At 58.2% G+C, this 17,059-nt stretch carries 21 protein-coding genes and 1 pseudogene; 2 read left to right on the forward strand and 20 right to left on the reverse strand.

Features of this window, described 5'->3' with window-relative positions:
• The first annotated feature begins 580 nt into the window (after positions 1–580).
• Positions 581–1,684 (forward strand): hypothetical protein, encoded by a 1,104-nt coding sequence (locus SCD_RS02695; RefSeq protein ID WP_009206662.1) that lies wholly within the window; start codon positions 581–583, stop codon positions 1,682–1,684.
• Positions 1,685–1,730: 46 nt separating this feature from the next.
• Here the strand turns inward: SCD_RS02695 and SCD_RS02700 are convergent, their stop codons facing one another.
• The 19 genes and pseudogenes from SCD_RS02700 to SCD_RS02790 all read right to left on the reverse strand — a co-directional run bounded on the left by SCD_RS02700 (position 1,731) and on the right by SCD_RS02790 (position 14,213).
• On the reverse strand, positions 1,731–2,084 hold the full coding sequence (locus tag SCD_RS02700; protein ID WP_009206661.1) for a hypothetical protein: 354 nt from the start codon (positions 2,082–2,084) through the stop codon (positions 1,731–1,733).
• Positions 2,085–2,146: 62 nt separating this feature from the next.
• Positions 2,147–2,704 (reverse strand): hypothetical protein, encoded by a 558-nt coding sequence (locus SCD_RS02705; RefSeq protein ID WP_009206660.1) that lies wholly within the window; start codon positions 2,702–2,704, stop codon positions 2,147–2,149.
• 183 nt (positions 2,705–2,887) lie between these two features.
• Positions 2,888–3,232, reverse strand: a complete 345-nt coding sequence (locus SCD_RS02710; protein ID WP_009206659.1) for a hypothetical protein — start codon at positions 3,230–3,232, stop codon at positions 2,888–2,890.
• A gap of 35 nt (positions 3,233–3,267) precedes the next feature.
• Positions 3,268–3,495 carry a hypothetical protein gene (locus SCD_RS02715; RefSeq protein ID WP_009206658.1) on the reverse strand — a complete coding sequence of 76 codons (228 nt, stop codon included), beginning with the start codon at positions 3,493–3,495 and terminating at the stop codon, positions 3,268–3,270.
• Between the two features lie 14 nt (positions 3,496–3,509).
• Complete coding sequence (locus tag SCD_RS02720) at positions 3,510–4,046, reverse strand: pyridoxamine 5'-phosphate oxidase family protein (RefSeq protein ID WP_009206657.1); 537 nt, start codon at positions 4,044–4,046, stop codon at positions 3,510–3,512.
• On the reverse strand, positions 4,046–4,663 hold the full coding sequence (locus SCD_RS02725) for a flavin prenyltransferase UbiX (RefSeq protein ID WP_009206656.1): 618 nt from the start codon (positions 4,661–4,663) through the stop codon (positions 4,046–4,048). The genes SCD_RS02720 and SCD_RS02725 overlap by 1 nt, the downstream gene beginning before the upstream one ends.
• Positions 4,664–4,695: 32 nt before the next feature.
• Positions 4,696–5,259: a surface-adhesin E family protein gene (locus SCD_RS02730; protein WP_009206655.1), complete on the reverse strand. Its 564-nt coding sequence runs from the start codon at positions 5,257–5,259 to the stop codon at positions 4,696–4,698.
• Positions 5,256–5,798, reverse strand: coding sequence for a Gx transporter family protein (locus SCD_RS02735; RefSeq protein ID WP_009206654.1), 543 nt, complete (start codon positions 5,796–5,798; stop codon positions 5,256–5,258). Before SCD_RS02735 ends, SCD_RS02730 begins: the two co-directional genes overlap by 4 nt.
• A 76-nt stretch (positions 5,799–5,874) precedes the next feature.
• Positions 5,875–6,243, reverse strand: a complete 369-nt coding sequence (locus SCD_RS02740; protein ID WP_009206653.1) for a NusG domain II-containing protein — start codon at positions 6,241–6,243, stop codon at positions 5,875–5,877.
• Positions 6,244–7,083, reverse strand: coding sequence for an RNase adapter RapZ (rapZ, locus tag SCD_RS02745; RefSeq protein WP_009206652.1), 840 nt, complete (start codon positions 7,081–7,083; stop codon positions 6,244–6,246).
• Between the two features lie 43 nt (positions 7,084–7,126).
• Positions 7,127–8,077, reverse strand: a complete 951-nt coding sequence (gene hprK, locus SCD_RS02750; RefSeq protein WP_009206651.1) for an HPr(Ser) kinase/phosphatase — start codon at positions 8,075–8,077, stop codon at positions 7,127–7,129.
• Positions 8,078–8,172: 95 nt separating this feature from the next.
• Positions 8,173–8,625, reverse strand: coding sequence for a PTS sugar transporter subunit IIA (locus tag SCD_RS02755; RefSeq protein ID WP_041673296.1), 453 nt, complete (start codon positions 8,623–8,625; stop codon positions 8,173–8,175).
• Between the two features lie 148 nt (positions 8,626–8,773).
• Positions 8,774–9,100 carry a ribosome hibernation-promoting factor, HPF/YfiA family gene (gene hpf / locus SCD_RS02760; protein ID WP_009206649.1) on the reverse strand — a complete coding sequence of 109 codons (327 nt, stop codon included), beginning with the start codon at positions 9,098–9,100 and terminating at the stop codon, positions 8,774–8,776.
• A 26-nt stretch (positions 9,101–9,126) separates the two neighbouring features.
• Positions 9,127–10,569 (reverse strand): annotated as a pseudogene (locus tag SCD_RS02765) (RNA polymerase factor sigma-54).
• Between the two features lie 50 nt (positions 10,570–10,619).
• Positions 10,620–11,342, reverse strand: a complete 723-nt coding sequence (lptB, locus tag SCD_RS02770) for an LPS export ABC transporter ATP-binding protein (protein ID WP_009206647.1) — start codon at positions 11,340–11,342, stop codon at positions 10,620–10,622.
• Positions 11,343–11,409: 67 nt separating this feature from the next.
• Positions 11,410–12,012, reverse strand: a complete 603-nt coding sequence (gene lptA, locus SCD_RS02775; RefSeq protein WP_009206646.1) for a lipopolysaccharide transport periplasmic protein LptA — start codon at positions 12,010–12,012, stop codon at positions 11,410–11,412.
• Positions 11,993–12,568 carry an LPS export ABC transporter periplasmic protein LptC gene (gene lptC / locus SCD_RS02780; RefSeq protein WP_009206645.1) on the reverse strand — a complete coding sequence of 192 codons (576 nt, stop codon included), beginning with the start codon at positions 12,566–12,568 and terminating at the stop codon, positions 11,993–11,995. Before lptC ends, lptA begins: the two co-directional genes overlap by 20 nt.
• 31 nt (positions 12,569–12,599) lie before the next feature.
• Entirely contained in the window at positions 12,600–13,121 is a 522-nt protein-coding gene (kdsC, locus tag SCD_RS02785; protein ID WP_009206644.1) for a 3-deoxy-manno-octulosonate-8-phosphatase KdsC, read from the reverse strand.
• A gap of 102 nt (positions 13,122–13,223) precedes the next feature.
• The gene (locus tag SCD_RS02790; RefSeq protein ID WP_009206643.1) at positions 13,224–14,213 is read right to left on the reverse strand and encodes a KpsF/GutQ family sugar-phosphate isomerase; all 990 of its coding nucleotides are present in this window, start codon (positions 14,211–14,213) and stop codon (positions 13,224–13,226) included.
• A gap of 58 nt (positions 14,214–14,271) precedes the next feature.
• Here SCD_RS02790 and SCD_RS02795 point away from each other — a divergent pair, with 58 nt between their 5' ends.
• A complete protein-coding gene (locus SCD_RS02795) occupies positions 14,272–16,242 on the forward strand; it encodes a monovalent cation:proton antiporter family protein (RefSeq protein ID WP_009206642.1) in 1,971 nt (656 codons plus the stop codon).
• A 152-nt stretch (positions 16,243–16,394) separates the two neighbouring features.
• On the opposite strand, the gene SCD_RS02800 is transcribed toward SCD_RS02795, so the two are convergent.
• On the reverse strand, positions 16,395–17,048 hold the full coding sequence (locus SCD_RS02800; protein WP_009206641.1) for a prepilin-type N-terminal cleavage/methylation domain-containing protein: 654 nt from the start codon (positions 17,046–17,048) through the stop codon (positions 16,395–16,397).
• Positions 17,049–17,059: the final 11 nt, after the last annotated feature.

Here is a 17,059-nt window from a genome sequence, read left to right on the forward strand (position 1 = left end):
TGCACGCCCCGCACCCCACTGCGGAGCTCAGACAGTGCTCACCTTCATCCCAATTTGGCCGGCAAACCGAAGCGGCGCAGAAGGGGATTGGGGTTTTGTGGGCGAGGTCTCGCCGTTGTCCCCCTCTCCCTAGCCCTCTCCCCGTTGGGGCGAGGGGATAGTGTTGTGGTGGTTGATTTTTTTTGTGATTCCTTCCCCTTCAAGGGGAAGGCCAGGATGAGGATGGGGTGTGTTTTTCTGTCCCCTTGGGCCGCCGCCGAGTAGCGCAGCCAAGCCGGGGGGGGTCTGCGAGGACTGTTTGAGCGCGCAGCGCGAGTTCCGCAGCAGCCCGGCTTGGCGAGCAACGCAGGGAACCCCGAAGGGGCGGTGGAGAGGGGCGGCTTTCTTTGGTTCCTTTCTTTGGCCGTTTAAAGAAAGGGACTAGCCCGCCGGGCTACCCCCCGGCACCTAAAACATCCGCGAAGCGCACAAAGCCGCAACCAAGCACCAGCAGACCAGCTCCGCTTCACCCATCCTGCGTTCTGGTCTATGCTATGAAAATAATTCGGAGTTTCCACATTGCTTTCGTCTGGAGGGTGAAATGAAAAAACATGCCTTGCACATTGCCTTGATTACCGCATTTGCCAGTTATCTTCCGGGTGCGATTGCAGCGCCAGTCAATTACGAAATGAACCTGCGCACCTATTCAGGCCTGGGTGCGGGAGGCGCCACCGGCATGATGTCGGCGATGTTCGGCGGCAAGGCGAGTATTTCCAAACAGATGGATTTACGGCTGGCTAATCCTGCGGATATTCCCGGCGGCTATAGTGCCGAGCACATCGTGCCCGAAGGCATGCGTATCGGCCCATCGCTGCCGCTGAAGGGCGAGCGGCGCGGCACGGGGAGTGGCGGCAGCTCGGAGTCTGAGCAGGCCGACGGCAAGATGCTGATCTATTGGGGTTGCAGCGAGACCGTGCCGAAAGGGCAACCGGAAGTGATCGATCTGAAAGCCATGAGCAGCCGTCTGTCGCCGGAGGTGGCGGCGATGGCCCAGCAGAGCCGCAAACGCAAGGGTGGAGGAGATACTGGCGAAACTTTGCCGCCGCGCACGTTGTGGTGGCCTTATGGCGACAACGCTTTCACCGGAATTCCCACCGAAGCCTCGGTCGTCGGCGAGCATGTGGTGAAGGCCAGTTTCATGCAGCAGGAGATTCGCTATGCCCTGGACAAGGATATGGATTTTCTCGAAGCGCTCAACTTCAAGTCCGGCAGTTCCGATCTCAAGGCGGCGATTCCCCTGAAATGGGATCAGCTTTCCCGTGCCAAAGGCTATAACCTGAATGCCGTTGGCGCAGTCGGCGATAAGGAAATCGTCATCTGGATGGCGGCCAGGAACAAGAATCCGATGCTGCCGGGCAGCCAGAATAGCTGCACGATCCCGGCCGGCATTTTTCAGAAGACGTCAGGCGCCATGGCAATGGCGGAGGCAGTCGGACCGACCAGGGGCTTTGCTTATCCGCCGCTCAAGCCCGGCGAGAAAAAACCGCTGATCTGGACCGCGAAAGTGCGGGTGAACGGGTTCGATAATCTGATGCTCGGGATGGGAGATGTCGCCAGGGATGCGGCCACCGATGCGGCTGCGGATTCAGTGGTGCCGGGCGGAGGCAGCGTGCTCAAGTCGCTCAAGGGCTTGTTCGGCAACTGACACGGCTAACTTCTCAAAAAATTAGCTGTAGTCAGGGCGAACCAGATCAATCCGGTTTCTGCGCAACCAGCAATGCTTCCGGAACCAGGCTCTGAATCGAGGTGACCAGATCCAGAATGATTCCCGGCCGGCAATTGACCGAAACCCACAGCACATTGATCTTCAGGTTGAGATTGACGAAGACGACTTCGCTGTACTGTTCCAGCGCCTTCTGGAGATTGTTTAGGGTGGTGTTGATGGCGTGCTGGGGGCGGCTGCGCAACCCGGGGATCAGCATCATGAAATCTGCCAGTGGGCGTCCGTCCTCACCATGCGTTGGCACGATCTGCCACAAAGGCGTGCCGGGCTCTATCGCTACCCCCGAAAAAGGAAGATTGTTGCGAAACTTGACGAGGCTCATGTTCCTCCCTCAGGGTGTCCAGCGACAGCAAAGGCAGCACCATCAATCGATCGGGCACGGCATTAATGTCTGGCCAGTTTACCCAGTTCAGTCAGTATCGAATACACCAGTTCTTGCCCCTGCACGCTCATGCCTTTGGCCAGCTTGTCGGCATCCCTTTCACCGCCCACGAGTTTCCGCATCATACCGCCCAGTTTGGCCATGTCGCCCCCCGCCCGCACCATCTGTTCAGCCATGTTGGACAGCATATGCAATGCTTCCGGGCTGCCTTTCCCTGCTACATCGATCATGGCGGCGAGTCCCGGCGCGGCCAGGCTGGCATCAGGCTTGGCATTGGGGTCAGGCAAGGTGGAAGGATCTTGAATCCCGCACAGTATGGCTTCGATAATTGTGCTGTCTTCTTCGTCCAGTCCCAATAGCACACTGGCATCCCGCTTGCCGTTGATTACCTGGCGGATCACCGTCACCAAGGCAACCCAGCCGCTCTTGGCGGTCATTTCCAGCATTTGTTCCAGTTGGGGCAGGAGTGCCCGGTTATTGCAGGCCATTACCACGTGATTAATCAGGGCCGCATGGAATTGCACGATTTGCTGTTTTTGGTCGGAGAGTAGTTTGGACACTTCGTCGATACCTCGAAATTTTTCAGGGCATGCTTCACGGCATGCAGGTTAATCATATCAAAACGGGGCTGAAATTAAATAGCCGTCGCCATATGCTCCGACGCATGTAGGAATTCCGGGCCTATTCAGGCAGGCATAAAACGACTGTGTGAAGGAGAGATCGTCCGGAGGAATGCGCTGCGTTTATTCTGCCAGCAGAGCTACCGTTGTCTCGGCTGTTATTTTGTTGATCTCAAGTTGCACTACACAGTATTCAGCCTGTTCTTCGACCGGCGTGGGGTCGTCCGCACAACTGCAGCCGGCAATAATCCCCGAATAAAATATGCCGACCTTGGTACGTATTAAACCGGCTTCCTCGGAAACATGGATAACCCGCACATAGAGTTTGTCATCCAGGGCATAGCTGCTGGTGGATAATCCCTGCTGCAAGGGTAGCTGGTCCGCACCCAGCTGCTCAATTTCGGACTTGAGAACGTCCTTGAAATCAGGGGTTCCCCAGGCGGTTAATGATTTGGTCAGTCGAATCATTGGGCTATTCATTTTCAGGCCAGGGAAATCTGAGCTTAGTAGCCGGTGGATTTTTCGACCGCCTCTTTCTGTTCCTGGCTGGCCTGTTCGAGCGTTTTCCCCACGCCCTTGGCCTTGTCCAGCGCTTCGCGTTGCGGTTCGAACAGCTTGGTAGCGGATTTGTCGGGTTCGGTGTGAGGCACTGGCGCCTTGTAGGGTTTTTCCTCGCAGGCAGTGAGCAGCACCGTGGCAAGCAGTAAAACGATCAGTCCGATGGTTTTCATTTTGTTTGCTCCTCCTAAAGTCCAGTTGGCAAGCCATCTATGCTGACTCGGTTCTTTTCGAGCTGGTAGTCGCGCACACCCTGTTCGCCCTTCTTTTCCACCCAGTGCAGCAACTCCTCTCGTTCTCCAGTATAGGTGTAGAGGGGCACGCCTGCGCCGCAGGAGGTTTGCAGCGATTCGATGTCGAGCAGGATGATCTGGCGCGTGCCGGGCAGGGTAGGGAATTGCGCTGCGAGCGCTGCCCATTCGGAATCGTCTGGCTTGATAGTGCGCCCCTGGCCATACAGGCGCAGGATCAGGTGGTCGCCTTCAAAGGCGCAGAACATCAGCGTCATGCGGCCATCTGCCAGCAGGTGGGCGGCAGTTTCGTTGCCGCTGCCAGTGAGGTCGAGATAGGCCACGCGCTTGTCGTTCAGTACCCGCAAGCCATCCAGCCCTTTGGGCGAGAGGTTGATGCGTCCGTCAGCAGGTGCGGTGGCGACGAAGAAGAGATGCTGCCGTGCGATGAAGGCTTTGAGGTTATCGTTCAGCGCCGGATAAAATTTGGCCATTATTCGCCGTCACCCCAGCGCGCCATCAGCTGGTGTTCGACGCCGAGATGATCGAGGATGCGCGCCACGATGAAGTCCACCACTTCGTCCACGCTCTGGGGGTGGTGGTAGAAGCCGGGATTCGCGGGGAGGATGACGGCGCCGGCGCGGGCCAGTTTCAGCATGTTTTCCAGGTGGATGACGGAGAACGGCGCTTCGCGCGGTACGATGATGAGCTTGCGGCTTTCCTTCAGCATCACGTCGGCGGCGCGTTCGATCAGGTTGTCGGACAGCCCTGCTGCAATCGAGCCGAGCGTGCCCATGGTGCAGGGGCAAACCACCATGGCGTCGGCCGGGTTGGTGCCGGAAGCCACCGGGGCGAACCATTCGTCGCGGCCGAATACCTTGAGCTGTTCGGGCGATACGTTGTAGCGTTCGCACAGCATCTGCTGCGCCTCCTGAGGGCGGGAAGGCAGGGTCAGTTCCATTTCCTGTTTCGCCACGATCTGAGCTGCCTGGGAATACAGCAGGTAGACCCGGCTGCCGCTTTCCAGCAGGCATTGCAACAGGCGCAGGGCGTAGGGCATGCCGGAAGCGCCGGTCAGCGCCAGGGTGATAGTCTTGTTTTGGGTTTTCATGGTTCTGATTGTAGGCCAGGAGCGCGGCAGGCTCAATGCTGCGGCGCGGAAGTGTCGGGCGGGGGAATCGCAGGCTGTGGCGTAATGGCTGCGGCCGCCTCCGCTTCAGCCTTGAGCCGAGCCTTTTCCTCGGCTTCAATTTTTTCCGCAGTCTCTGCTTTTGCTTTGGCCTCGGCCTTTTGCCGGTTCTCCTCATGCTTTAGTCGGACCAGCGTGCAGAGGTTTTTTTCGAATACATCGCCGAGGCTATCCGGGATGATCGGGGCTGGGTCATCTTCCTTGGTCGGGGCGTATTCGAAGAGTTCTCCCGTCGGGGTGTAGAGCAGGTAGCTGATCAGCTTGAGGGTGTGCTCGGTGCAGTGGATGCGCTCGCGGTACAAGGCGCTGGCAATGAACTTGTCCTTGAAGGGTTGTGGCGATATGAAAACCACTTTTTTCCAGTAGGTGATCTCGTTGTCATTCAGGAACAGCTTGGAACGGTCGTAAAAGTACAGGTTTGGATCGGCAGCGGTGTGGATCTTCACCCATTCTGCCGCGATCGTGACAGACGGCGCGGCGGCCAGGCAGGTAAGAATCAGCAGGAGTGCGCGCTTCATGGCAGGGGTTGCGGTGTCCGGGCGGGGGTGGCGTTTTCACCATCGGCCAGGAGCTTGGCGGTGATCAGCCCGTTCACGGTGCCGAACAGCAGCGCGGCGGCAGCGAAAATCGGGGCGAGATAGAGAATGCCGGCATGCGGGATCAGCCACAGGTAAACCACGGCCATTTGCCCGGCAATGTGGACGAAGGCGGCGATGATGCTGAGAGAAATGGCACCGAACCAGCTTCTCGGCAGATGTCGCGCCAGCGCCAGCGCGGCGAGGCTGGCTGCCGCCCCGGAAAAACTCAGGACGAACGAAGGGGAAAGAAAAGTGCCGAGGATCAGACTGCCCGCCACCACCCGCAGCAGCGATACCCACACCGCAGCGCGCAGGCCGAAACGCTCCAGTACCAGCAGGGTGACGATGTTCGCCAGCCCCGGTTTGATGCCGGGCAGTGGCGAGGGGATGACCGCTTCCATCACCGAAAGGCCAATGGCGAACGCCGCCAGCTGTGCGATGCGGTGGTCTTCGGGGGTGGTCTGGATGGTGATTTGCATTCTTATTTTTTGCCACAGAGACCACAGAGTTCACAGAGAAAATCAAATCGTGCCATCAACTCTGTGATCTCTGTGGCTAGTAATTTAATGAATCATACAGCTTCTTCGCACCAGTCAGCTCCAGGCTGATCTGGTTGGGCAGGCATAGTGCGGCTTCTCCGGCTTGGCTCAGCCAGCCTTGTTTGACGCAGTACTGGCGGGGGCTGGGGTCTTCGGCTACGCGTGCACGGCGGTTGCGGATTTCGATCCGGCTGGTGCCGAGCGGGCCGCGGGCGAGGAAGCTGCGGTTTTCAGACAGGCTGAGTTCGGCCACCACCTTACCGCCGCTGCGAACTATCGCTTTGTCTGCAGCATGCCCTTGCCACAGGGTAGCAAACAGCCAGGCCGTGAAGATCATGCCGGTAAACAGTACCAGCCAGTCGCCGGGTTTTATCAGTTGCAACATTTAGCTCAGTTCGCGGTGACGCACCATGGCCTGCTGTCCTTCGGTGCGAAAATGTGCTGTCAGTTTTTCGGCGAAATACACCGAGCGGTGCTGCCCTCCCGTGCAGCCCAGGGCGACGGTAAGGTAGTTGCGGTTGTCGCGGATGAAGCAGGGTAACCAGTCTTCCACGAAATGGCGGATATCGCCCAGCATTTTTCGCACGCTGGCATCGCTCTCGAGGAAGGCGGCAACCGCGGCATCCTTGCCGTTGAGCGGGCGCAGCAAAGGGTCGTAATGGGGGTTGGGCAGGCAGCGCACGTCGAAGACGAAGTCGGCATCCAGCGGGATGCCGTGTTTGAAGCCGAAGGACTGGAACAGCAGTGTCAGCCGTGAACGGTCGAAACCCACAAAATCCTTGATCCAGGTACGCAGGGAGTTGGCGTTGAGGTCGCTGGTGTCGATGCGGTGGCCGAGGGCGCTGATCGGTTCGAGCAGGTCACGTTCGATCTGGATGCATTCCTTCAGGGTGAGTCGGTCGTTGCTCAGCGGGTGGCGCCGCCGCGTTTCGCTGAAGCGTTTGACCAGAGTGTCGGTTTTCGCTTCCAGAAACAGCAGACGCAGATCCAGCCCCTGCGCTTTGAGGTGCTCGATGATATCGGGCAATTGGCTGATTTGGTCGCCGCTACGCACATCAACGCTGATGGCAATGCGCGTGTGGCCGGCCTGGTCAAGGAAGCCGGTGATGTTGGGCAAGAGCTGCGCTGGCAGGTTGTCCACGCAGTAAAATCCGCTATCTTCCAGTACGTTGAGCGCAATGCTTTTGCCGGAGCCGGAGAGGCCGCTGATCAGGATAACTTGCATTTTCAGGGTGAGGGGTGATGAGTGAAGGGTGAGGATATATTGTTCATTCTTCTTCTCTCGCGCCTGCCATCAGGCGTTCGTGCCGCTCGACGAATTCGCGCGTGCTGCTGATTCCGCGTTTGCGCAGGATGTGGTTGCGTACCGCTACCTCCACCATCACCGCAATGTTGCGGCCAGAAGCAACGGGGATACGTACCTTGGGAATTTCCACCTCGAGGATGTTCTGGCTGAGCTCCTCTATTTGCAGCCGGTCCTGCGACGAAATTATCAGCTCGGACAATTTGATCAGGTTGACGATCAATTTGATGTTCTTTTTTGGTTTTACCGAGGTCTCGCCAAATAGCATCCGGATGTTCAGCACGCCGAGGCCGCGAACTTCCATGAAATCCTGCAGCAGCGCTGGACAGCGTCCTTCCACGGTATCCGGCGAAACCAGGTAGAAGTCCACGATGTCGTCGGCGATCAGGCGGTGGCCGCGAGTGACCAGTTCCAGCGCCAGCTCGCTTTTGCCTATACCGCTTTCCCCCGTGATCAGCACCCCCATGCCTTGTACTTCCAGAAAAACTCCGTGCAGGGAGATGGACTCGGCCAGTACCTGGGTGAGGTAGTGGTTGAGCACGTTCATCAGGTAGGGGCTGGGTAGCGGCGAGGTGAATAGTGGCGTCTGACTATGGTTGGCGGCGTCGAGCAACACCTCCGGCACCGGCTCGTTGTTGGCGACGATGATTGCGGCAAGCTCGGTGGAAAATAGATGGCTGATAGACTGAGCCAGCGCAGCGTGATCCAGGCTGCGCAGGTAGTCCATTTCTGCGCAGCCGAGCACCTGTACCCGGTTGGGATGGACCAGATTAAGGTGACCGATCAGTGCCAGGGTCGGTTTTTGCACGATTTCGCCGGTGAGTTTGCGGGCTCCGCCCTCTATACCGGCGACCCAGATGATTCCCAGTTTGTCGTGGGTTTCGTCGAACAGCTGCTTTACGCTTATTTGTGGCATTTAAGGTCCTGAGTGCCGAGTCCTGAGTCCTGAGGAAAAAATATCACATAGCGATTCAACACTCAGAATTTTTAACTCAGGACTCTGCACTGATTTTATTGCCATTCGGTTAGCAAACGATGAATTACGGCCGGATCGCTGTTTGCCTGTAGCTGCTCGCGCAACTGGCGATTGCTGAACATCTGTGCCAGTTCGCCGAGGATTTGCAGGTGCAGGTCGGTGGCCTTATCAGGCACCAGCAGGATGAACAACATGCTGACCGGCTGTCCGTCGGGTGCGTCGAAGGGAATCGGCGTTTTCAGCTTGAAGAAGGCGCCAGTGGCCTCGCGCAGGCTCTTCATACGGCCATGCGGGATGGCGAATCCGTAGCCGAGTCCGGTGGAGCCGAGCTTTTCACGTGTGGCGAGGCTGTCAATCACCTTCTTGCGCGGTAGCTGCAGGTTGTTTTCGAACAACCGGCCGGCTTCTTCGAATAGCTGTGCCTTGCTACCTACGTCGAGGCCGCAGAGGATGTTGCCCGGCGGTAGTGTTTTGGTGATGAGGGTCATATTAAAACAAGCGCCCTTCTCGTTTGCCTCCTCTCCCCTTGGGGAGAGGATTGAGGTGAGGGCAACCCTCATCCCAACCTTCTCCCCAAGGGGAGAAGGCGCAATGGTAAAGGGCGCTGGCCATGGTTTGGTTCCGCCGCGCGATGGCTTACTCGGCGATTGGTTGGTGCTTGCCGCCGCTACCGCGACTGGGGCCGCCGTTCATTTCTTTGTGCTTGACGATCTGGCGGTCGAGCTTGTCCACCAGACTGTCGATGGCGGCGTACATGTCGGCATCTTCGGATTTGACGAAAATGTCCTTGCCGCTGACGTGAACGTTTACTTCAGCCTTCTGGGCCAGCTTTTCGATAGAGAGAATGACGTTGACGTCAATGACATGGTCGAAGTGGCGGGTAACCCTGCCGAGTTTGTCGGTGACGTAATCGCGGATGGCGGGGGTCACTTCAACGTGGTGGCCGGTAACATTGAGGTTCATTTGAGGCTCCTTCGGGTTGATGTTGATTAAAGGGTTTTTCGGAAACTTACCGCGGGAATTTGCATGGACTCGCGGTACTTTGCTACGGTGCGCCGGGCGACGACTATGCCCTATTTTGCCAGAATATCAGCGATCTGGCTGTCGGAAAGGGGTTTTTGCGGAGTTTCTGCTGCCACCAGTTGTTTTATTAGCGCACGGATGGCGGTGGACGAGCAAGCGCCACCGGTTTCCGTTGCGCAGGAACTGCCGAAAAAATACTTGAGTTCGAAAATGCCGCGCGGGGTGAACATATACTTCTGCGTGGTGACACGAGAAATGGTGGATTCATGCAGTTCGACGGCCTCGGCGATCTCCCTCAACACCAGGGGGCGCATGGCCACTGCACCGTGCTCGAAGAAATTCCGCTGGCGTTCGACGATGGCCTGGGAAACACGCAGGATGGTCTCGAAGCGCTGCTGGATGTTCTTGATCATCCATTTTGCTTCCTGCATCTGACTCGACAGGTGCTGCCCGCTGCTTTCGCGGTTGCGCCGCAGAATATCGGCGTACATGCGATTGATGCGCAGCTTGGGCATGACATCCGGGTTCAGGGTGGCGACCCATTGCCCCTTGACCTTCTTTACCTCGACGTCGTGCTGAATGTAGCGCGTGTCCAGGTTGGCGAAGGCGGCGCCGGGGCGCGGGTTGAGGCTGGTGATCAGGCTCTGGGTGGCACGCAGACCGTCGTCGTCGAGGCGCAGCAATTTTTTCAGTTTGGTGAAATCGTGCGCCGCCAGCAGGTTAAGGTGGTGCTTCGACAAGGAAAGAGCTTGCTCCCGATAGGGCGTGTCAGGCGGAAGAATTTCGAGTTGCAAGGCCAGGCACTCTCCCAGATTCCGTGCGCCTACTCCGGGTGGATCGAGATTTTGCAGGTGGCATAGCGCAGTGTGCAGCTCGATCGGTTCGATTTCCAGTTCGGGCGGTAATATCGCGGCGAGCTCATCGAGGTTCTGGGTGAGATAGCCGTCTTCGTCGAGGGCGTCGATCAGCAAGGCGACGATTCGCTTGTCGTGCTCGGACAGGGAAGTGAGGCCTAACTGCCAGTTGAGGTGGTCGCGCAGATCCACCGCTTCGGCCCGTTGCGAAGAGTAGTCGTTATCCTCATCATCGTCTTGTGCGGTCCAGGGGCTATCCTGATCCCAATCATTTTCTGAAAGGGGCGCTGGTTCGGCGGGTGTTTCATCGGCTGTGCTGCTGGAGGCGGGCTGCGTAGAGAACTCGTCCGATTTGCTGCCACCGGCATCTGCGGTCTCCTCGCTTTCCGTATCACTCGTGCTTTCCACCCGTTCGAGGAATGGGTTTTCCTGAGTGAAGGTGTCCAGTTCCTGGTCAAGTTCAAGCGTCGACAATTGTAGCAACCGGATGGACTGCTGCAGCTGAGGCGTCAGGGTCAGGTGTTGCGAAAGTTTGAGTTGTAGGCTGTGCTTCATATTTTTGTTCCCGGGAGAGTGCAGGCACGGTGCCTGGAGCGGGTTCACCGCTACATCCGGAAGTGTTCTCCCAGGTAAACTTTTCTTACATTCTCATTATAAACGATTTCATCGGGATTTCCGCTGGCCAGCACCTCGCCGTCGTTGATAATGTAGGCGCGGTCGCAAATTCCCAGTGTTTCCCGCACGTTGTGGTCGGTGATCAGCACACCGATGTTCTCTGAGGTGAGGAAGCGGATAATTTTCTGGATGTCGATCACGGCAATAGGGTCAACTCCGGCAAATGGCTCGTCCAGCAGAATGAAGCGCGGCTGGGTGGCGAGTGCCCGGGCAATTTCCACCCGTCGGCGTTCGCCGCCTGAGAGGGAAAGCGCCGGGTTGTTGCGCAAGTGGTTGATATGCAGCTCGTGCAGCAGATCGTCCAGTCGCTGTTCGAGCTGCCCCGGTTCAAGCGTTTGCAGTTCGAGGATCGCCCGGATGTTTTCGGATACCGTCAGCTTGCGGAAGATCGACGCTTCCTGGGGCAGATAGCTCAAGCCCAGCCGGGAGCGGCGGTGGATAGGCAGGCGGCTCAGCTCTTTACCGTCCAGGCGGATGCTGCCGCCATCCAGCGGCACCAGTCCCACCATCATGTAGAAGCTGGTGGTCTTGCCCGCGCCATTGGGTCCGAGCAAGCCGACTACCTCGCCGCTGGAAACCTCCAGCGAAACGTTTTTTACTACCTGGCGCGATTTGTAGCGCTTTTTCAGGCCTTGGACAATCAGTTCACTCATTAAATAGTCCTGAGTGCTGAGTGCTGAGTGCTGAGAGTTTTGCTCAGGACGCAGGACTCAGCACTTTCTACTCATTTCTTGGATTGGCGATGCTTTCGGCAGGTTTTAGCACGGTAGGTTTGGCATCTGGAGTGGCGATTTTCTGTTTCGGTTGTATCACCGTGCGAACCCGGCCACGCGGGTTGTTGGCCGTGGCAGTCTCTTTGCCGCCGATTACCTGGAAGAATTCGGTCTTGCCGTCATAGGAAATATAGTTTCCCTGTGCTTCATCCAGGCCGCGCTTCATGCGCGCCTGGCTGAAAAGTTGCACCAGGTCCTTTCTCTGGTCGTATTCAATACGCAGGGCATAGCCTTCGATATATTCATCGTAGCCTTCGCGCTTCTGTCTGAAGCTGGCCAGGTTGCCATAAGCCGTCCCAAGCTGGAAACCTTCGGCATCCTCCTTGACTACCAGCTTGTTGGCGCGGATTTGCAGCGTGCCCTGGGTGAGGATGACATTGCCTTCGTAGATGCTGATTTTCTTGGCATCGTCAACAGTGGCGGTATCCGCCTCCAGGTTAATCGGCTTGTCCCGATCCGCTTTTTCCGCATGAGCCCAAGGCGCAGCTACCAGCAATAACGTTGTCCACAGGCAGATGAGGAGCGAAAATTTAACGGTTGGGGTTTTCATAACGGCCTTTGACGTGTGAAAACAGTTTCATCACGTGGGTTTTGTTGTTCAATTCTAAACCAACAGCGTCGACATTGGTATGCGCATTCCGAATGTTAACAGGCTTATCGGTCAGCGCCAGATCCTTGTCCGGAATAACATGCAGGTAGCTGGTCGTGAGCGTCAAGGTGCTATTGCCGTCGAAAGCTTCGCGCGTTACCACGACGTTGCCGGTAAAGTGGGCGTGCTCCCCTTCCTTGGAAAGCAGGCCTTTGGTCGACTGGACGTGCATAGGGGCTCTTCCGCTTTCGAAGCGGGTGAAATGTGGCTTGTCGAGATGGGTGCTGTCGTCATCCGGATAATGCACCATCCTGGCGGCGGTCAGGGTATGGTGCGGCAATCCGTCCATGCCCATGCGGGTGGCGCTGAAATTATCCACGGTATAATCGGGGTCATGCCGGCTGCTGCCATCATTTTTCGGCTGAGGCGGCTGCACGGTGCGGTCGAGCCAGAACGACAGCATCGCCAGCAGCACCAGCAGACCGGCGGGGAACCAGAGTGTGAGGCGGTCGCGCATCAGCCTGGTTGGAAAAGTCGAGTCAGAAAAATCATTTCAGATAAGGCGCCAACTGCATCTCGAAAGTTCCCTGTGCCTGCATGATCAGCTCGCACAATTCGCGCACGGCACCGCCGCCGCCCGGCAGCTGGGTGATGTAATGAGAGTGCTGTTTGACCAGCGCCGGGGCGGCGGGAACGCAAACAGCCAGGCCGCAGCGGCGCATTACCGGCAAGTCCACCACATCATCTCCCATGTAAGCGCATGCAGCCGGGTCGAGGCCGGATTTCTCAAGCAGTTCGAGAAAGGCGGTTAGTTTGTCTTCAGCACCCTGATAGAGATGGGTCACACCCAGATTGCTGGCGCGCAGCGTAACCAGCTGCGAGGTTCGGCCGGTGATGATCGCCAGTTCGACACCGGAGCGTTTCAGCATTTTCATGCCGTGGCCGTCGAGAGAATTGAATGCCTTGAATTCCTGGCCGTCGTCGGCCAGGTAGAGGCTGCCGTCGGTCATCACGCCATCCACGTCGAAGATGGCGAGTTTGATGTTTTTTGCGTGTTCGAAAGCGTCCATTGTTTTCAGTCCTGAGTTCCGAGTCCTGAGTGCTGAGTGCTGAGTGCTGAGTCCAGTGAGGGTTGTTACTCAGGACTTTTAACTCAGGACTCAGGACTGTTTCTAAACCACCCCTGCTCGCAGCAGGTCGTGCATGTTCAGCGCGCCGACCAGCCGGCCATCCGTGTCCACTATCAGCAGTCCGTTGATCTTGTGATGATCCATCATTTGCACCGCTTCCGCCGCCAGCTTTTCCGGGCCGATAGTGCGCGGGTTGCGGGTCATTACCTCGGCCACCCTGGCGGCGCGGATGTCGAACGTATGGTCGAGCGCGCGGCGCAGATCGCCGTCGGTGAAGAGTCCGAGCAGGCGGTCTGCATCGCCCACTATCGCGGTCATGCCCAGGCCTTTGCGCGACATTTCCAGCAATGCTTCAGTGAGCAGTGCCGTTTCCGACACTTTGGGCAGTGCATCGCCGCTGTGCATCAGGTCGCCGACATGAACCAGCAGGCGCCGGCCCAGAGCACCGCCAGGGTGGGAGCGGGCGAAATCCTCGGCACCGAAGCCGCGTACGTCGAGCAGTGCGATCGCCAGCGCATCCCCCAGCGCCAGTGCCGCCGTGGTGCTGGCCGTCGGTGCCAGCCCCAGGGGGCAGGCTTCCTGCGCCACGCTGACGTCGAGGTGTACGTCCGCCTCGCGCGCCATCGTGGAGGCAGGATTGCCGGTCATGGTGATGAGTTTCGCCCCCCTGCGCTTGATGATCGGCAAGATGGTGAGCAGTTCCGGGCTTTCTCCGGAATTGGACAGGGCGATCAGCACGTCATCCGCCGTGATCATGCCGAGGTCGCCGTGGCTGGCCTCGCCCGGATGGACGAAGAAGGCCGGCGTGCCGGTGCTGGCCATGGTCGAGGCGATCTTGCGCGCGATGTGACCAGATTTGCCCATGCCGCTCACCACAACCCTTCCTTGGCAGTGTAGAATCAATTCTAGTGCGCTGGTAAATTTGTCGTCCAGTCTGCCTATCAACGCCTCTACTGCCTTGGCTTCGATAGAGAGAACTTGGCGCGCGAGGTCGAGAGCGTTGCGGTTGGATATCGTTTCAGTTGCATTCATCCGCGCAAGTATACTAAACCATACCGGCTATTGCCTATCGTCCATTTCCTGATTCTTTATGCATAACACCCTGCAACTTGTCCTGATTCTGCTTGCCGCCGCCGTGCTGGTGGTGGCTTTGTTTCGCTCGTTGCGCCTGCCCCCTTTGCTCGCTTACCTGCTGGTAGGCATGGTGATCGGCCCCCACGCCTTGGGATGGTTGCCGGAAAGCAGTGAAACCAGCTACCTGGCTGAATTCGGAGTGGTGTTCCTGATGTTCAGCATCGGCCTCGAATTCAGTCTGCCGCAATTGAAGGCCATGCAGGGGATCGTGTTCGGTCTGGGCGGCGCGCAGGTGCTGCTGACCCTGGCGCTGGTACTGGCGGCATGCATGTTCATGGGTTTGAGCTGGCAGGCAGGCGTGGCGCTGGGCGGCATTCTGGCAATGTCCTCAACCGCCATCGTTAGCAAGCTGCTGGCCGAGAAGGTGGAACTGCATTCCCGTCACGGCCGCGAAATTGTCGGCGTACTGTTGTTTCAGGACTTGGCGGTGGTGCCATTGCTGGTTCTGATCCCCGCCCTGGCTGCCGGCGATCAGAACCTGGGCTGGACGATGGCGGAAGCCTTCCTCAAGGCGGCAGTACTGCTGGCGGTGCTGCTGGTTTTCGGTCAGCGCCTCCTGCGCCCGTGGTTTCATCTCGTTGCCGGGCACAAAACCTCCGAACTGTTCATGCTCAACGTATTGCTGGTAACCCTCGGCCTTGCCTACCTGACCGAGCTTGCCGGTTTGTCGATGGCGCTGGGTGCCTTCCTTGCCGGAATCCTGATTTCAGAGACCGAATATCGCTATCAGGTGGAGGCCGATATCCAGCCTTTCCGCGATGTGCTGCTCGGCCTGTTTTTTGTCACCATCGGCATGCAGCTTGACCTCTCCGCGGTGGCTGACAATTTTGCCTGGGTGATGGCGCTGCTGTTCGCGCTGGTGGTTGGCAAGGCGCTGCTGATCGGTATCCTGAGCCGCTTTTCCGGCAGCGAGCTTTCAGTTTCTATTCGCACCGGGCTGGCGCTGGCCCAGGGAGGGGAATTTGGCTTTGTTCTGCTGACCTTGGCCGGAGGTGTGCATCTGATTGACGGGCCTGTCATGCAGGTAACCCTCTCGGCCATGCTGCTTTCGATGCTGGCGGCGCCATTCATCATTCAATATAGCGAAGCCATCGTGCAGAAGGTGTGCGGCGGTGAATGGGTGAATCGCGCCCGCGAATTGCATGAAGTCGCAGTGCGCAGCGCGTCCAGCGAACAGCATGTTATCGTCTGCGGTTATGGCCGAAGCGGACAGAATCTGGCGCGTTTTCTGGAGCAGGAAAACATTTCGTTCATTGCGCTTGACCATGACGCGCTGCGGGTCAAGGCGGCGGCGGTGGCGGGCGAAAGCGTCGTCTATGGCGATGCGAGCCGGCGCGAAGTATTGATGGCGGCCGGGTTGAACCGCGCCAAGGCGCTGGTAGTGACTTACGCCGACGTGAAATCATCGCTGCGGGTGCTGCACCATGCCCATGAAATGCGCCCAGACCTGGCTGTTATCGTGCGCACGCTGGATGATACGGATCTTGAAAAACTGCGGGATGCCGGTGCCACCGAAGTCGTGCCGGAAGTACTGGAAGGCAGCCTGATGCTGGCGTCTCACACCCTGATGCTGCTCGGCGTACCTCTGTCGCGCGTAGTCAGGCGCGTGCGCCAGATTCGGGAAGCACGCTACAATCTGCTGCGCGGCTTCTTTCACGGCGCCACCGACCAGGATGATGAGTTGAGCGAAAAAATGCAGCCGCGCCTGCATACAGTCGCCCTCGGCGAAGGCGGCACGGCGGTGGGAAAAACACTCGCCGATCTGAACCTGGACAGCCTGCTGGTGCAGGTGACAGCGGTCCGGCGGCGCAATATCCGCGCACTGGAGCCGCAGCCGGAAACCATGCTGCAGGCGGGCGACGTAGTGGTGCTGCTGGGCGCTCCGGAGAACTTGGCAGCGGCTGAGCTCAGACTGTTGCAGGGGTAGGCTGATGCCCTTTTCGGCGCGAATTTGAATGGCGTTACGGCGTTAAAAATAAATCAGTTCTGCTCCCGGTTCCCCCTGACGTCCCATTGTTCTACAGCCATAAATAGATAAAGCCCGCTGGAAGCGGGCTTTATCTTTGGTTATTCCTTGAGTTACATCGCTTTGCAGACGGTGTACTGGTTAGCGTCACTATAAGTTGCTGCAGCCGCGCCGGGAGCAGTGTTGACGCCAGCGGCACCCAGTGTGGCGAGGACGCTGCCCTGGTTAGGAAGGCCATCGTCAAACTGAGTGTCGATGGCACGCGCTGCCTTGCCTGGTACCTGTGACAGGCATACGGAGAACACGGCGGTGCCGGTGGCCGGGGTAACGCCGGTGCCCACGCCGGTCAAGGCGTTGAATGCGTTGCGGGGCAGGGCAGCCACTCCGATATCAGCCGGGTTGCCGGAGATGAAGCCGGCAGCCTTGAGAGATTGCCAGAAAGCGACGGACTCGCCGCCAGCAGTGAAGGTGTTGGCCTGTGAGATCAAGATTATGCCGTTATTGTTGCCGCCGGCGGTGACGTTCGCCCAGGGGCCGCCGCGTGCTTGCAGCGTGAGGAGAGGCCCGTCGTCGCCTGGCAACCTGCGGAAGCGGTCGATATAGGAATTGTAGGCTGCCGTGACACCGTTCATGTCATTGACGGCGTTTTTGATCTTGGCGTTCTCGATCATTTCCTGCCCCTTCAGCACGCCGCCCAGCAGCAGGCCTATGATCACCAGCACGATGGCGATTTCTACCAAAGTAAAACCAGATTGGGCTTTTTTCATTTCGATCCTCT

This window comes from Sulfuricella denitrificans skB26 (genome assembly GCF_000297055.2).
GTDB classification, from domain to species: domain Bacteria; phylum Pseudomonadota; class Gammaproteobacteria; order Burkholderiales; family Sulfuricellaceae; genus Sulfuricella; species Sulfuricella denitrificans.

Coding starts and splice junctions, on each gene's coding strand:
- SCD_RS02695 (WP_009206662.1), top strand. CDS start 581: ATGAAAAAACATGCCTTGCACATTGCCTTGATTACCGCATTTGCCAGT.
- SCD_RS02700 (WP_009206661.1), bottom strand. CDS start 2,084: ATGAGCCTCGTCAAGTTTCGCAACAATCTTCCTTTTTCGGGGGTAGCG.
- SCD_RS02710 (WP_009206659.1), bottom strand. CDS start 3,232: ATGATTCGACTGACCAAATCATTAACCGCCTGGGGAACCCCTGATTTC.
- SCD_RS02715 (WP_009206658.1), bottom strand. CDS start 3,495: ATGAAAACCATCGGACTGATCGTTTTACTGCTTGCCACGGTGCTGCTC.
- SCD_RS02720 (WP_009206657.1), bottom strand. CDS start 4,046: ATGGCCAAATTTTATCCGGCGCTGAACGATAACCTCAAAGCCTTCATC.
- SCD_RS02725 (WP_009206656.1), bottom strand. CDS start 4,663: ATGAAAACCCAAAACAAGACTATCACCCTGGCGCTGACCGGCGCTTCC.
- SCD_RS02730 (WP_009206655.1), bottom strand. CDS start 5,259: ATGAAGCGCGCACTCCTGCTGATTCTTACCTGCCTGGCCGCCGCGCCG.
- SCD_RS02735 (WP_009206654.1), bottom strand. CDS start 5,798: ATGCAAATCACCATCCAGACCACCCCCGAAGACCACCGCATCGCACAG.
- SCD_RS02740 (WP_009206653.1), bottom strand. CDS start 6,243: ATGTTGCAACTGATAAAACCCGGCGACTGGCTGGTACTGTTTACCGGC.
- rapZ (WP_009206652.1), bottom strand. CDS start 7,083: ATGCAAGTTATCCTGATCAGCGGCCTCTCCGGCTCCGGCAAAAGCATT.
- hprK (WP_009206651.1), bottom strand. CDS start 8,077: ATGCCACAAATAAGCGTAAAGCAGCTGTTCGACGAAACCCACGACAAA.
- SCD_RS02755 (WP_041673296.1), bottom strand. CDS start 8,625: ATGACCCTCATCACCAAAACACTACCGCCGGGCAACATCCTCTGCGGC.
- hpf (WP_009206649.1), bottom strand. CDS start 9,100: ATGAACCTCAATGTTACCGGCCACCACGTTGAAGTGACCCCCGCCATC.
- lptB (WP_009206647.1), bottom strand. CDS start 11,342: ATGAGTGAACTGATTGTCCAAGGCCTGAAAAAGCGCTACAAATCGCGC.
- lptA (WP_009206646.1), bottom strand. CDS start 12,012: ATGAAAACCCCAACCGTTAAATTTTCGCTCCTCATCTGCCTGTGGACA.
- lptC (WP_009206645.1), bottom strand. CDS start 12,568: ATGCGCGACCGCCTCACACTCTGGTTCCCCGCCGGTCTGCTGGTGCTG.
- kdsC (WP_009206644.1), bottom strand. CDS start 13,121: ATGGACGCTTTCGAACACGCAAAAAACATCAAACTCGCCATCTTCGAC.
- SCD_RS02790 (WP_009206643.1), bottom strand. CDS start 14,213: ATGAATGCAACTGAAACGATATCCAACCGCAACGCTCTCGACCTCGCG.
- SCD_RS02795 (WP_009206642.1), top strand. CDS start 14,272: ATGCATAACACCCTGCAACTTGTCCTGATTCTGCTTGCCGCCGCCGTG.
- SCD_RS02800 (WP_009206641.1), bottom strand. CDS start 17,048: ATGAAAAAAGCCCAATCTGGTTTTACTTTGGTAGAAATCGCCATCGTG.